Below are 14712 nucleotides of genomic sequence, written 5' to 3' on the forward strand. Positions count from 1 at the left end.
TGGCATGCTGAGCATGCCATCTGTAGATTTAAATATGTATTAAACCGAACGATTTAACAACATAGATTTAATGTGTCCGATCGCCTTAGTAGGATTCAAGCCTTTCGGACAAACGCTTACACAGTTCATGATACTGTGGCAGCGGAAGACGCTGAACGCGTCATCAAGGTCAGCCAGACGCTCTTCTGTTGCAGTATCACGGCTGTCAGCCAGGAAGCGATACGCGTGAAGAAGGCCCGCAGGACCGATAAATTTATCTGGGTTCCACCAGAATGATGGGCATGACGTAGAACAACATGCACACAGAATACACTCGTACAGTCCATCCAGCTTGTCACGCTCTTCAATGCTTTGAAGACGCTCTTCTCCACCGGTTGGCTTGTCGTTGATCAGGTAAGGTTTTACCTTTTCATATTGCGTGTAGAACTGGCTCATGTCGATAACCAGGTCACGGATCACTGGCAGACCAGGTAATGGACGAACAATAATCTTGCCTTTGCCATTGTTCTGCAATGCAGATAGTGGCGTGATACAGGCCAGACCATTCTTACCATTCATGTTGACACCGTCAGAACCACACACACCTTCACGGCATGAACGGCGGAACGACAATGTTGGATCTTGTTCTTTCAACATTAACAGTGCATCTAGCACCATCATGTCGCGACCTTCTTCAACCTCCAGCTTGTAATCTTGCATACGAGGTGCTGAATCTACGTCAGGGTTGTAACGATAAACAGATAATTCTAAAGTTGCCATCGCTTAGCTCCTAGTATGTACGTGCTTTCGGTGGGAATGCTTCACGTGTCTTAGGCGCAAAGTTTACTTCACGCTTAGTCATCGTGTCTGACTCTGGGTGATGCAGAGAGTGGCACAGCCAGTTCTCATCGTCACGCTCAGGGAAGTCAAAGCGAGAGTGTGCACCACGGCTTTCTGTACGGAAGTTAGCTGCAACGGCTGTTGAGTAAGCTGTTTCCATCAGGTTATCAAGCTCTAAGCACTCGATACGCTGGGTGTTAAACTCAGTTGACTTGTCGTCAAGACGCGCAAACTTAAGACGTTCACGGATCTCTTTAAGCTCTTTAAGGCCGTCCGCCATCGCATCACCTTCACGGAATACCGAGAAGTTAAGCTGCATACATTCTTGTAGATCTTTCTTGATCTGAACCGGGTCTTCGCCTTTACCTTTCTCTGATGATTCCCAACGATTAAAGCGCGCAAATGCCTGCTCAACATCGTCAGAAGATGCATCACCTGTAGACTCAAAGCCTTGTAGGTAAGTACCCAGGAAGTTACCTGCTGCACGACCGAATACAACCAGGTCAAGCAGTGAGTTACCACCCAGACGGTTTGCACCGTGTACAGATACACACGCGATTTCACCAACCGCGAACAGACCTTCAATGATGCGCTCTTCGCCATTTTCATTCACGTTCAGTACCTGACCATTTACGTTGGTCGGTACACCACCCATCATGTAGTGACAGGTTGGGATAACCGGAATTGGCTCTTTAGCTGGGTCAACGTGAGCAAATGTCTTAGACAGGTCACATACGCCAGGCAGACGCAGGTTAAGCATTTCTTCACCAAGGTGGTCAAGCTTAAGCTTAATGTGTGTACCCCAAGGGCCTTCACAACCACGTCCTTCACGGATTTCAGTCATCATTGCACGTGCAACAACGTCACGACCCGCAAGGTCTTTCGCGTTAGGCGCATAACGTTCCATGAAACGCTCGCCGTCTTTATTCAGAAGGTAACCACCTTCACCACGACAACCTTCAGTAACAAGCGTACCCGCACCAGCGATACCGGTTGGGTGGAACTGCCACATTTCCATGTCCTGCATAGAGATGCCAGCACGAACCGCCATACCAACACCGTCACCAGTATTGATGTGTGCGTTAGTAGTTGATGCGTAGATACGACCTGCACCACCGGTCGCTAAAACAACGGCTTTTGACTTGAAGTAAACGACTTCGCCACTTTCGATGTCAATTGCAGTAACACCGACTACGTCGCCTTTGTCATTCTTAACCAGGTCAAGCGCGTACCACTCAGAGAATACGTTAGTTTTGTTCTTAACGTTCTGTTGGTACAAGCAGTGTAGCAATGCGTGACCTGTACGGTCTGCCGCAGCCGCAGTACGTGCAGCCTGCTCACCACCAAAATTCTTAGACTGACCACCGAAAGGACGTTGATAAACTCGGCCGTTCTCAAAACGAGAGAAAGGCAGACCCATGTTTTCAAGTTCAGTGATCGCCTCAGGACCAGTTTTGGTCATGTACTCAATTGCGTCCTGGTCACCAATGTAATCAGAACCTTTTACCGTGTCGTACATGTGCCATTCCCAGTTGTCTTCATGGGAGTTACCCAGCGCAACTGTAATACCACCCTGTGCAGATACCGTATGAGAACGTGTAGGGAATACTTTAGAGATCAATGCACAAGTTTTGCCTGACTCAGAAATCGCAAGCGCTGCGCGCATGCCAGCACCACCGGCGCCAACTACAACAGCGTCAAATTCACGAACATTATATTTCACTTAAACACCCCACAATACAAACAGGCCAACAACAACATAAGCCAGTGCCATCAGATTAAGTACAAAGCCCAGCACAGAGCGCATCGTTGAACATTTAACGTAGTCCGTCAGAACCTGCCACAAGCCAATGCGAGTGTGGACCATGATGCATACCAATGTGATGAAAGTTGCCGCTTTAACGGCCAGGTTTGAGAATAAACCTGTCCAGGCTTCATAGCTGATTTCGGGCGTTAGCAGAAAATAGCCAACGATAAACACCGAATAAGCCAGGATGATTAGTGCTGTCGTGCGCAGAGACACATAGTCTTGCACACCGTCGCGCTTCAGAGTTGCTTGATTTAAGACCATATCCACACTCCTGCCAGGATGGCTACGATTACCCACAGCGCCAATGCGATTTTAGCACTGGTGTTGCCCGATTCTAATTCTTCCCAGTGACCCATGTCTTGGATCATGTGACGTACACCGCCAATGATGTGGTAAGACAATACGGTGAGGGTGCCCCACGCGATGAATTTTGCAATAAAGCCAGTCATTAGCTCTTTAACAAATTCAAACCCTTCAGGAGAAGAAAGAGACTCAGACCACGCCCAAATGACAAAGGTCAATGCGAAGAATAACGCAACACCGGTGACACGGTGCAAAATCGACGCTTTTGCCGTAGGTGGCATAGAAATAGTCGTAAGATCTAGATTTACAGGTCTTTGCTTTTTCACAGTTACTTGCCCATCTTGCTCACAAAGGAGCTCATCTACTTGTTTTTATAAAACCACTTGCGCTGCTCGCACAAATGGCACACTCTAGATATACCTGTTTAAACACTGAGCGGTTCACAAAGTGAAAAATGCCAATGTAAAAATAGGTTTACCCACAGACGACACGGTATAAAACCGTAGATAGTATATAAGGCCAAGCGGCCTTTTACAATTCTTGTTTAGATTGAGACGCTTGCGAATTAGCCGATGGTATAATATTTAAACTGCGTAGAATATTTATCATACATTTCTGCATAATTCTCAGAAAAATTGACTTTCCACCCCCATTTTAAGTTAGAATGATCTGAATTTGCTTAACATTAGTATCACAACATAACAATCAGAATATTGTTATTTCATAGGAGATAAATAGATGGCAGATAAGAAAGCCACAGTCCATATCGATGGTCATGATCCGATCGAACTCCCGATCTACTCTGGCACTGCTGGCCAGGACGTAGTCGACGTCCGCACACTTGGCGCTCACGGCTTCTTCACATACGACCCTGGTTTTATGTCGACTGGCTCTTGCGAATCATCTATTACTTATATCGATGGTGCAAAGGGTGTACTACTACACCGTGGTTACCCAATCGAGCAATTAGCAGAGCAATCTAACTACATTGAGCTGTGCTACCTGCTTCTAAACGGTGAATTACCAAACGACGCGCAACTTGAAGAATTTGCAAAGAACATCACGCACAACACTATGTTGCATGAGAAAATTGCGTCTTTCTTCCAAGGCTTCCGTGTAGATTCTCACCCAATGGCGATGCTTTGTGGTGTGGTTGGTGCATTGTCTTCATTCTACCATGATGACCTGGACATCTCAGACGCTGATCAGCGTATGCGTTGTGCAATCAAGCTGGTTGCTAAGCTACCAACGATTGCTGCTATGGCATACAAGTACAACACAGGTCAGCCGTTCGTTTATCCACGTAACGACCTGAGCTATGCTGAAAACTTCCTGCACATGATGTTCTCAGTACCGGCTGAAGAGTACAATGTGAACCCTGTTCTGGCTAAAGCAATGGATCGTATCTTCATGCTTCACGCTGACCACGAACAGAACGCGTCTACTTCAACAGTCCGTCTTGCCGGCTCTTCAGGTGCTAACCCTTACGCATGTATCGCTGCAGGTATCGCTTCACTTTGGGGTCCTGCGCACGGTGGTGCAAACGAAGCATGTCTGAACATGCTGGAAGAAATTGGTACAGTTGACCGTATCGACGAATACGTTGCAAAAGCAAAAGACAAGAACGACCCGTTCCGTCTGATGGGCTTTGGTCACCGTGTATACAAGAACTTCGACCCACGTGCGACCGTAATGCGTCAAACTTGCCACGAAGTACTTAAAGAGCTGAACATTCAGGATCCATTGCTTGACGTTGCAATGAAACTTGAGCAAATCGCGCTTGAAGACCCGTACTTTGTTGAGAAGAAACTGTACCCGAATGTTGATTTCTACTCAGGCATCATCCTGAAAGCAATCGGTATCCCGACCAGCATGTTCACTGTTATCTTCGCTATGTCTCGTACTGTTGGCTGGATCTCACACTGGAACGAAATGCTGTCTCAGCCGGGCCACAAAATTGGTCGTCCACGTCAGCTGTACACAGGTTACACTGCACGCGACTACAAAAAAGAAGGCGACAGATAAGCCTCGCTTAACTTACGCTTTTGAAATAGGGTTGCCAGTGGCAGCCCTTTTTTATGCCTCTCGATCAGACAGACTTGCAAGCCACTATAAATCCGGTAAAATCCGCCTGCTCAGGCGCAGTAGGAGACCCTTTTGAACGAAAACCCTTGCACACAACTTCGGCATGATTTCCCCATATTTGCGGTATCATTAGATGACCAGCCATTGTGTTATTTAGACTCTGCTGCAACGACCCAAAAGCCGCATCAGGTGATCCAGGCTGTAAAGGAATTTTACCAGTCTCAAAACGCCAATGTACACCGGGGTTTACACACCCTCAGTGAGCAGGCAACGACCGCCTACGAAGCTGTGAGGGGCAAAATTGCGCAGTTTCTGAACGTACAAAGCAGAGAAATCGTCTGGACAAGTGGCGCAACAGCCTCGCTCAATTTAATCGCCTATGGCCTCAGCGAACGTCTGAATAAAGGCGATGTGATCCTGCTTTCACCTTTGGAGCATCATGCGAATATCGTACCCTGGCAACTCGCAGCACAGCGCACAGGTGCACGTATTGAGTTGTTGCCAGTGGATGCGCAAGGTATTCTTCAGCTAGAACAAGCAAAAGCGCTGATTGCGAGCCTAAAACCAAAAGTACTGAGCGTCTGTCACGCCTCCAATGCACTGGGTAATATCAATGACGTGGCAGCATTGATAGGCTGCTGCAAGAAATTAGATACTATTACGGTGATAGATGGCGCACAGTCTTTATTACACCTGCGCCCGGATCTGCAGCAACTTGATTGCGATTTTTATGTCTTTTCAGCTCACAAGGCGTTAGGGCCAACTGGCCTCGGTGGCTTGTATGGTCGCTATGAACTGCTGAATGCCCTGCCCGTCTATCAAAGCGGCGGAGAAATGATAGACACTGTCAGCTTTAGTGGTACCACCTTTCGCCCGGCCCCCGAAAAATTTGAGCCCGGCACGCCCAACATTGCTGGGGTTATCGGCTTTGGCGCAGCACTAGATTACCTAGTGACGCTTGATCATGATTCTTTGTTCCAGCACGAACAGGCGCTATATCGTACTTTAGTTGAACAGCTAAGCGACATTGACGGGATCCGGATTTGGGGCGATACCACCCACAATGTCGGTACAATCAGCTTTAGTTATAAAAATGAACATCATTACGACCTGGCAACGCTACTGAATACCCACGGTATTGCCGTCAGAAGCGGCCATCACTGCACGCAACCACTGATGGCGCATCTGGGCATAGAGGGGACTATCCGAGTCAGCCTGGCGTTTTATAATAATCTTCAGGACATCTGTCGATTTATCACGGCACTGAAAGATACAATCAGCTTATTAGAAGAGTAATTATGGACTTATCACACATAGAGCAGACCCTTGCTCAGCACAGCGCCTGGCAGGGCAAATATCGCGAAATCATGCTACTGGGCAAAGCGCTCCCAGCGATGCCTGATGCGCTTAAAACAGAAGCTGCTCTGGTAAAAGGCTGTGAAAGTAAAGTTTGGTTGCACCTGGATCTGGATGAGCAACAACAACGACTGGTCCTCATCGCCGATTCCGACACTCGCATCGTAAAAGGTTTACTGGCAATTATTCTGGCTTGCTATAACAACCAGTTGCCGGAAGAAGCAAAAAAAATTGATGGCTATGAGTTATTTTCCACTCTGGGTCTTATCAAACACCTGAGCCCATCTCGAGGTAATGGCGTTCGCGCGATTGTAGAGCGTATTCATCAACAACTTCAGGTGCTGCAATAGCACCTGACAAAACCACAGTGAATTAGCCAGCTTCCCTCGCCCGCTTGTCCAGATACTTACGGATCGCTTTTGCCGCAGCAAAAAAGCCAAAACTGCCCGTCACCATAGTTGCAGAGCCGAACCCGGTCGCACAGTCCATATTTTTGCTGCCATCAGCCATTTGTTTGGTCCTGCAGACACTGCCGTCTCCAGTTGGGTAAACCAATTGCTCTGTTGAATAAACACAATCAACAGCAAACTTGCGTTTCGGGTTAGTTGTAAAATTATATTGCTTGCGCAGCAGATATCGGACTTTTGCAAGCAAAGGGTCGTGTGTCGTTTTGGCCACATCCCCATAGCAAATCTGGCTCGGATCAGTCTGACCACCTGCGCCACCAGTGGTGATCACCGGAATTTTTTGTCGCTTACAGTGGGCTATCAACGCTGCCTTTTCTTTTACTGCATCAATGCAGTCAATAACATAATCAAAACCCTGAATATGCTCTTTGATATTATCCAGTGTGATAAAGTCATCTATTACTTCAACCTGACAATCCGGGTTGATGGACAGACAACGCGCCTGCATGGCTTCGACTTTAGGCTGGCCTATGGTCTCAGTTTTTGCATGCAGCTGGCGATTGACATTTGTGACACAGATATCATCAAGATCAATGAGGGTAATTTTACCTATGCCGGTGCGCGCCAGTGATTCAGCCACCCAGCTGCCAACACCGCCAATACCTATCACACAGAAGCTGGCTTCGCCAAGCCAGGTTAATTCTGTATTACCATACAAGCGGCCAATGCCACCAAACCTTAAAGATGTATCTTGCGTCATATTACCACTCTAACTTTTTGGGCTGCGCCCAGCTTTGCATTACTTCTGTGTCTGCCAGTTCAGCAAACCGCGCCCCGCCCTGCGGCAAAGCATAAAATGTCATTCTTTCGTTATCCCACTCAAAACTTAAGCAATAGGCATGCAGATAGACCCTGTCGGCCTCACTCCCCCCATAACTGACATCGCCCAGAATAGGTGCAGACAGGCTTTTTAACGCCACCCGCAGCTGATGGGTTTTGCCACTGTATGGCTTGAGTAAACAGGCTCTGAGACCCGGAGCTATGCTGGCACTGTAAAAGCGTGTAATGGCCGGGTTGTCCTGACTCGTTAATAACTTATAAGTCCCACGCCGCGATTTGGCCATATCACCTTTTACCCAGCCTTGCTTCTTTTTAGGTTTGCTGTCAATCAGGGCAAGATAGAACTTATCCACGGCCCGACTGGTAAACAGCTCAGTCAGCCTGGCTGCTGCCTGACTGGAGCGAGCCAGTACCAGTAGGCCGGAAGTCACCTTATCGAGCCTGTGTACAGGGTAAAGCGACTCTCCGAGCTGCTCAGCTAATAAAGCAACAAAACCGCTTTCCTGCTCACTGTGAAAACTCACCCCAGCGGGCTTAAGCGCCACCACAAAATCCGGGTGACTGGCAATGACCTCAAAGGGTGCCATTGAGATACTCTACGACACGCTTTAAATCTTCTGGTGTATCAACCCCGGCATAAACTGGACGGCAAGCCTTGGCAATTTTGATACGATAACCGTGATACAGCACGCGTAACTGCTCTAGTGACTCTTGACCTTCGAGGGGAGAAACAGGTAAAGCCAGATAGGTTTTAATGAAACCGGCACGATAGGCATAGATACCCACATGGCGTTGAAAATGCGCCAATGGAACTTTGCTCTCATCCAGCGTCATCATGCTGTCGCGCTGAAACGGGATAGAAGCCCGTGAAAAATACAGGGCATTGTGGTGGGCGTCCTGAACCACTTTGACCGCATTCGGATTCAACACTTCTTGAACATCTGTAACGTCCACACTGAGTGTCGCCATTGGTGCTTCCTGCGCCTCATGCAGCAAAGTAGCGACCTGAGTGATATTTTCCGGCGCCAGTAAAGGCTCATCACCCTGAACATTAACCACCAACGTATCGTCAGCCAGTCCCAGCTGCTCAACCACCTCAGCAAGACGCTCTGTCCCCGACTGATGATCTTCTCGCGTCATCAGTACGTTTTCAGTAAAAGCTTGAGCGCGCTCACACACCTGCGCATTGTCAGTCGCAATATAAACCGCTTTAGCACCAGATTTCTGGGCCTGCTCATAAACATGTTGGATCATAGGCTTACCACAAATATCAGCCAGTGGTTTGCCCGGCAGGCGGGTTGAAGCGTAACGCGCCGGAATAACGACTATGAATTCCACTTTTCGACCTCTTCGAGCGATAATTCGCGCGCTTCATTTTCCAGTAGAACTGGAATGTCGTTTCTTACCGGGTAAGCCAGTTTCGCAGCCGTGCTGATCAATTCCTGATTGTCTTTGTCAAATCTCAGTTTTCCTTTGCAAACCGGACAGGCAATAATCTCGAGTAATTTAGTGTCAAAGGCCATGGTTGACTATCCCTTTTTGTTTTAATAACGAATTAAGTTGTTGTATGAGTTCAGCACTTGGCTGTGCGTCTACTTTTAAATAATACCAATTTTCTTTGCCGAATGACTGGCATTTTACTGCGTCTTTTTCGGTCATAAATACAGCCTGGTCTTCGCAGGTCGCAAAGTCAGGCTCGCTGTAAGCGTGGTGGTCGGCAAAATGCAGTGTATCAAGCAGCTCAACACCATCTGAGCGCAATGACTGTTCAAAGCGTTGCGGATTACCAATGGCACTCACAGCAATACCCTGCTCAGCTATTTTTTCAATTGTCTGATTATCGCGGACGCTGAAATAGCCACTGCGTACCAGCTCATAGCCAACCCCATCTGACTTGCCATTATAGACGACCAAGTCAGTGTGCTTCAGCCGGCTTGGCGTTTCACGTAACGGGCCAGCCGGTAGCAACAGAGTGTTGCCAAAGCGGCGCTGCGCATCAACGATGCAAATCTCAATATCCCGGGCCAGCTGATAGTGCTGCAGGCCATCGTCACTGACGATAATATCCGGTTTATCTTCGCGCATCAGCAGCTCAATACTCGCCTGGCGATCACCACCTATCATCACCGGGCAGCCTAATCGCTTGTATATCAATAAAGGTTCATCACCTGCCTCTGTTGCGCTGCTGCTATCTGTCACGCGATATGGCAGGCTGGGGGGGTGTGCACCATAGCCACGGCTGATCACCGCGACTTTAAGGCCCAATGCTTCAAGGTAAGGCACCAGCCACAACACAAAAGGCGTTTTGCCGTTGCCACCTATACCGATATTACCAACGATGATCACCGGCACGGGCGCTTTATAGACACGCTTCAGGCCGAGCTTAAACAACGCCCTGCGCAGTGAACTCAGTAACCAAAATACCCCAGACAAAGGCAGCAGTAAGATATTTAACAGCCCTACAGGTTGATACCAGCTGCGCTCTAAGCGATTCATGCCTGCTCACCATACTGCATCTGACACAAAGCAGCATAAATCCCTTTTTGCTCCAGCAATGCCTGATGCTTGCCTTGCTCGACAATACGCCCCTGATCGAGCACATAGATGCAGTCTGATTGCTCAATGGTCGATAAGCGATGGGCGATCACAATAGAAGTTTTGTCTTTCATCAGGTTGTCGAGCGCTTGCTGAATTAACCGCTCTGACTCAGTATCCAGCGCCGAAGTCGCTTCATCGAGAATCAAAATAGGGGCGTTTTTGACAATTGCACGGGCGATAGCGATGCGCTGACGCTGACCGCCAGACAGCATGACTCCGTTTTCACCCACCATGGTATTTAAACCCTCTGGCAAGTCTTTGACAAACTCCCAGACATGCGCCTGTTTCGCCACCTGCTCCAGCTCCTCCTGAGTATAGGGGTGCTCCAGGCCATACATGATGTTATTAGCGATGGTATCGTTGAACAACACCACCTGTTGTGACACCAGTGCGAACTGTTTACGCAGTGATGGCAAAGTATAGTCTTGAAGTTTCACCCCATCGAGGGTGATCTCTCCCTCATCCCAGTCATAAAAACGTGGCAACAGGTTAGATAAAGTTGATTTGCCCGAACCACTGCGTCCCACCAGCGCAATGCTCTGACCGGCCGGAATTTGCAAAGACAAGGATTTAATAACGGCCTCATCTTTGCCCGGATAATGGAATGTCACACCAGAAACTGCCAGCTCTCCTTTCACGCTATCCGCTTCGAACTTGCCTGTATTCTTTTCCCGCTCTTTGTCGAGAATTTCAAAAATACTGGTTGCAGCGGCAATCCCCCGCTGTAAATCGCTATTCACATTCGCCAGCTGCTTGAGCGGCCTGAGCATCATCATCATCGACGTTGTTAAAGACACAAAGGTACCCGACGAAATCGTATCGATCATTTCTGGCATCGCGATAATAGCGAGGATCAACGCCATTGCACTGGCGGCGATAATTTGGATCACAGACACGCTTAGCGCCCTGGTGGCATCCATCTTTACCCTTTGCTGGCGATTACGATTGTTGACATCGGCAAAGTGAGTAATCTCTTTGTCCTGGCCACCGAAGCCATGGATCACTTTATGCCCTGCCAGCATTTGCTCAGAGCTGCGGGTCACCTCTCCCATGGCATCCTGAATGTTCTTTGAGATCTTGCGAAAACGCTTAGAGACCAGATTGACAATCACACCGACAATGGGAATAACAACTAAAAATATCAAAGACAACTGCCAGCTGGCGTTGAACATCACCACCAGCAGGAACAGCACAAAGGCCCCTTCACGGATCATCACCTGCAAAGCACGGGTTACGGCCTGTTGTACTTGTTCAGTATCGAACGTGATTTTCGAGATCATTTCGCCATTAGAATGTTGATCATGAAAACTCACGGGTAAAAATAGCATATGCTCAAACAAGGACTGACGTAGCTTTCTGACCACCTGAGAGCCCACATAGCTCAGACAGTATGATGCCATGTAATTAAAAATACCCCGTCCAATAACCAGTAGCACCACCACAATGGGTGCCATTTTTAACACTTCTGCGTTACGTGCTGTCAGGCCATCATCGATAAAAGGCTGCATCAGTTGAACAAAGAGTGCGTCCATTGCGGCGTAACCGAGCATGCCAATAATGGCAAACAAGGCGGGCACTTTAAAATCGAAGGTGTAACTCAGAAGCCGCTTGTAGATTTGCTTGGCGGATTGTTGCATAGTGTCTCTCTGGTACGTCATAACCCGCGTATTGTAGCGGTACTGATGGCAAAACTGAATGCATTATCTTAAGAACCAAAAACTTTTCCTGTCCCGGGCGGTTTCTGATTGAACGTCTGTCCCGGTTATTTTGAATCGGATCTGACCTGCTTCGGCCGTATCCAGCATACGACTGCCGATTGACTGATAGCGCTCCACAACCTCCTCGTGCGGCAAACGCCATGGCGAGTAGTATCCACGTGAAAACACGACCCACTTCGGTGCAACGGCAGAGACAAACACCATGCTGGACGACGTGTTACTGCCATGATGCGGCGCAATCAGTATATCAGCGGGCATTTTTTCACCTTGTAGCGCCAGCAATGCATGCTCAGCCAGCTGTTCTATATCTCCGGGCAATAGCAGGTGGGTCGTGCCATCACTTATCCTGATCACACAGGAGTTATTGTTGTCACTGTTCATTGGGGCTACTGGCCAGAGCGACTCTATAGTTAATTTATCCATTGTCACCGTTTTTAAGGTGCATAGTGCTTTACCATCTCCCTCGTGAAACTGCCAAAGCGAGCGACCCTCATCGTAACGATATAGATCTGCTAACCCACCATTGTGGTCGCTGTCATCATGGCTTATCACGGTATGCTGCAAGCGAATACGATGAGCCTCAAGGTAGGGCTTGATCACATTATCAAACAATGAATAGCGGGAAAAATAACTGGCACCCAGGTCAATCAAAATACCCTTGCCCTGAGTGGATACCAATACCGCTGTACCATGACCAACATCAAAGACATCCACCTGCCAGTCAGGAGGACGCTCAAGCGCACTGACTATCACCCCGGCAGACAGTGGGATCCAGGCAAATACCCGAGTCACAGCACATACCCACAGGAGCAGTGTCAGATAGCCTAACGTCACCACCTCAATGCTCACGGCACCCGTCTGCCACCAGTGATAAGGAAATGAATTTGCCCATTGGTAAACAGAGTTCAAAAGTGCATCAAATGGACCCAACAGCGCCTTGTCCATGATCAGCACAACCAATGTGTGCAGCAGCAAAAGCGGAAAAATCACCACAGTCAGCAAGGGTATAACCAGCAAATTGACTAAGATACTGCTCGCACTGAACCCATGATACGAATAGAGCGTGAGCGGCAACAATGTAACAAATAAAGCACATTGCAAATAGCATAAAAGCTTAGCTTTGGACGTATGCTCTGACTCCTGCATCATAGTTCGAAATACGAAAAAAATCGTCACAACGGCCAGAAATGAAAAATACAGACCCAGATTAAGCACCGCAAACGGATTGGCAACCAGGATCACAACCAGCGCATACAATAAGACTCTTGCTGGGCTCAGTTGCCGGGCAAACAAAAAGCAACATGCCCCCAGCAAAGCCATTAACCAGGCACGCTGCGCAGACACCTGTAACCCACTTAGCCATACATACCCGCCACTGAGCCCCAGCGCGAAAACAAAATAACCCAGCTGATAGTTGTGCCATTGAGATAAATACGGCCAAAATAACCACAGGCCGAACTTACAAAGACCAAAACTCAGCGCAAAGACAATGGCTACATGCAAACCAGAAATAGCCAGTAAGTGACTCAGGCCCAGTGACTTAAAATGGTCTTTGTCCGCTTGCGCAATGGCACTTTTATCTCCCGTGAGCAACACATAATAGAACCAGCCAAAATGTAATCCTTCGAACGCCTTTGCAATCCAGTCACGATATGCCGTTTGCCAGTTTTTTTCTGCGCCAGCAATCACTTCTGACACAGCAATCCGGCCTTTGTAGAATATCTGGCTACGAAAAGCATAAAGCTCAGCATCAAATACCGTGAAGTTTTTTCGACTGCGAAATGGTTTAAGAACGGCGTTTCCTGACAGTACGGTCTCGTGTAACTCCGCGGGCACTTCACCGCTCAATGAAGCATTAATTCGGACAACACGGTACCAAGGTACTTGATACTGACCCAGTTGTTTTAGCTCAAGCGTGACGTAGGGCCGCGTACCTGAGCCCATAACTTTGCTGACAACACCGACCACTGCGACCTTCTGCTCTAAGACTTTTTCAGCAACCGGAGGGGCATAAACCAACCAATAGTGACAAATCGTCACAAAAATACCTAAAATAAAACCTGCCAAAACACTCGAAAAAGCCTTAAAATACCCGCAGAGAAAAAGGAGCACGCCTGAGCAGACAAACCACTGCCACTGACTCAGATAAAATACTGAGATCAGGCACCCGCTGATCAGGCCGCAGCAGATCAATATTGATGTAAATGGTTGCTTAACATGCCAAAGAAGACGATCCAAAGGTTTCTACCCGATCACAACAAGATCAAACAACAAAAGTCGCTGAAAATATTCGGCAGTTTGTTACATGACGCAAACCTTTGGCATTTAAATCGCCGCTCGGCACGAGGGGCCTTCTCCGTCGGCCTGTTCTTCGCTTTCATCCCTGTTCCTTTTCAAATGGTCCTTGCAGCCGCCCTGGCTATTCCTTTCAGAGTCAATTTGCCACTTTCCATCGCTTTGGTGTGGATCACTAACCCACTTACTATGCCCCCTATTTTCTATGCATCTTATCAGGTGGGTGCGTTCGCATTGGGCCAGGAGGAGCAGCCGTTTCACTTTGAAGCCAGCTGGAACTGGCTGGTCGAGAGCCTCTCAACAATCGGGCCCGCATTCATGGTCGGCTCGCTGATCTGCGCCTGTCTGGCCGCGATTTTGGGTTTCTTTGTTATCGACTTTCTGTGGCGCCGCTCGGTAAATAAAGCTTGGGCTGAGCGAAACCAGCAATCCAGCTAACAGCACTCATTATGGTTTAGCAGCCAACTGGCTGCTTTTCCAG

Annotated in this window: 15 protein-coding genes; 4 read left to right on the top strand and 11 right to left on the bottom strand. The window is 48.2% G+C overall.

Annotated elements, in window-relative coordinates:
• Positions 1-39 precede the first annotated feature (39 nt).
• From PRUB_RS13875 to sdhC, 4 genes are read right to left on the bottom strand one after another with little or no spacing between them, the layout of a single operon-like run.
• Positions 40-759: a succinate dehydrogenase iron-sulfur subunit gene (locus PRUB_RS13875; RefSeq protein WP_010381481.1), complete on the bottom strand. Its 720-nt coding sequence runs from the start codon at positions 757-759 to the stop codon at positions 40-42.
• Positions 760-769: 10 nt separating this feature from the next.
• Positions 770-2542 (bottom strand): succinate dehydrogenase flavoprotein subunit, encoded by a 1773-nt coding sequence (gene sdhA, locus PRUB_RS13880; RefSeq protein WP_010381483.1) that lies wholly within the window; start codon positions 2540-2542, stop codon positions 770-772.
• Positions 2543-2890: a succinate dehydrogenase, hydrophobic membrane anchor protein gene (gene sdhD, locus PRUB_RS13885; RefSeq protein ID WP_010381485.1), complete on the bottom strand. Its 348-nt coding sequence runs from the start codon at positions 2888-2890 to the stop codon at positions 2543-2545.
• A complete protein-coding gene (gene sdhC, locus PRUB_RS13890; RefSeq protein WP_081694265.1) occupies positions 2881-3258 on the bottom strand; it encodes a succinate dehydrogenase, cytochrome b556 subunit in 378 nt (125 codons plus the stop codon). The genes sdhD and sdhC overlap by 10 nt, the downstream gene beginning before the upstream one ends.
• Positions 3259-3670: 412 nt before the next feature.
• Here sdhC and PRUB_RS13895 point away from each other — a divergent pair, with 412 nt between their 5' ends.
• From PRUB_RS13895 to PRUB_RS13905, 3 genes are all read left to right on the top strand, one after another.
• Complete coding sequence (locus PRUB_RS13895) at positions 3671-4957, top strand: citrate synthase (RefSeq protein WP_010381489.1); 1287 nt, start codon at positions 3671-3673, stop codon at positions 4955-4957.
• Between the two features lie 132 nt (positions 4958-5089).
• Entirely contained in the window at positions 5090-6313 is a 1224-nt protein-coding gene (locus PRUB_RS13900) for an aminotransferase class V-fold PLP-dependent enzyme (RefSeq protein ID WP_010381490.1), read from the top strand.
• A gap of 2 nt (positions 6314-6315) precedes the next feature.
• Positions 6316-6723 (top strand): SufE family protein, encoded by a 408-nt coding sequence (locus PRUB_RS13905; RefSeq protein ID WP_010381491.1) that lies wholly within the window; start codon positions 6316-6318, stop codon positions 6721-6723.
• Positions 6724-6745: 22 nt separating this feature from the next.
• Here the strand turns inward: PRUB_RS13905 and tcdA are convergent, their stop codons facing one another.
• The 7 genes from tcdA to PRUB_RS13940 all read right to left on the bottom strand — a co-directional run bounded on the left by tcdA (position 6746) and on the right by PRUB_RS13940 (position 14174).
• The gene (gene tcdA, locus PRUB_RS13910; protein WP_010381492.1) at positions 6746-7540 is read right to left on the bottom strand and encodes a tRNA cyclic N6-threonylcarbamoyladenosine(37) synthase TcdA; all 795 of its coding nucleotides are present in this window, start codon (positions 7538-7540) and stop codon (positions 6746-6748) included.
• 1 nt (position 7541) lies between these two features.
• Positions 7542-8207: a TIGR01621 family pseudouridine synthase gene (locus PRUB_RS13915; RefSeq protein ID WP_010381493.1), complete on the bottom strand. Its 666-nt coding sequence runs from the start codon at positions 8205-8207 to the stop codon at positions 7542-7544.
• Positions 8194-8958 carry a 3-deoxy-manno-octulosonate cytidylyltransferase gene (kdsB, locus tag PRUB_RS13920; protein WP_010381494.1) on the bottom strand — a complete coding sequence of 255 codons (765 nt, stop codon included), beginning with the start codon at positions 8956-8958 and terminating at the stop codon, positions 8194-8196. The genes PRUB_RS13915 and kdsB overlap by 14 nt, the downstream gene beginning before the upstream one ends.
• Positions 8946-9143 carry a Trm112 family protein gene (locus PRUB_RS13925; protein WP_010381495.1) on the bottom strand — a complete coding sequence of 66 codons (198 nt, stop codon included), beginning with the start codon at positions 9141-9143 and terminating at the stop codon, positions 8946-8948. The genes kdsB and PRUB_RS13925 overlap by 13 nt, the downstream gene beginning before the upstream one ends.
• Positions 9133-10116, bottom strand: coding sequence for a tetraacyldisaccharide 4'-kinase (gene lpxK / locus PRUB_RS13930; protein ID WP_021032690.1), 984 nt, complete (start codon positions 10114-10116; stop codon positions 9133-9135). The genes PRUB_RS13925 and lpxK overlap by 11 nt, the downstream gene beginning before the upstream one ends.
• Complete coding sequence (gene msbA / locus PRUB_RS13935; protein ID WP_010381496.1) at positions 10113-11855, bottom strand: lipid A export permease/ATP-binding protein MsbA; 1743 nt, start codon at positions 11853-11855, stop codon at positions 10113-10115. The genes lpxK and msbA overlap by 4 nt, the downstream gene beginning before the upstream one ends.
• A gap of 63 nt (positions 11856-11918) precedes the next feature.
• Positions 11919-14174 (bottom strand): DNA internalization-related competence protein ComEC/Rec2, encoded by a 2256-nt coding sequence (locus PRUB_RS13940; RefSeq protein WP_081694264.1) that lies wholly within the window; start codon positions 14172-14174, stop codon positions 11919-11921.
• Between PRUB_RS13940 and PRUB_RS13945 the strand changes: the two genes are divergently transcribed.
• Positions 14154-14669, top strand: a complete 516-nt coding sequence (locus tag PRUB_RS13945) for a DUF2062 domain-containing protein (protein ID WP_010381498.1) — start codon at positions 14154-14156, stop codon at positions 14667-14669. The two genes, PRUB_RS13940 and PRUB_RS13945, sit on opposite strands and share 21 nt — an antisense overlap.
• The last annotated feature ends 43 nt before the right edge of the window (positions 14670-14712 follow it).

This window comes from Pseudoalteromonas rubra, assembly GCF_000238295.3.
GTDB lineage: Bacteria > Pseudomonadota > Gammaproteobacteria > Enterobacterales > Alteromonadaceae > Pseudoalteromonas > Pseudoalteromonas rubra.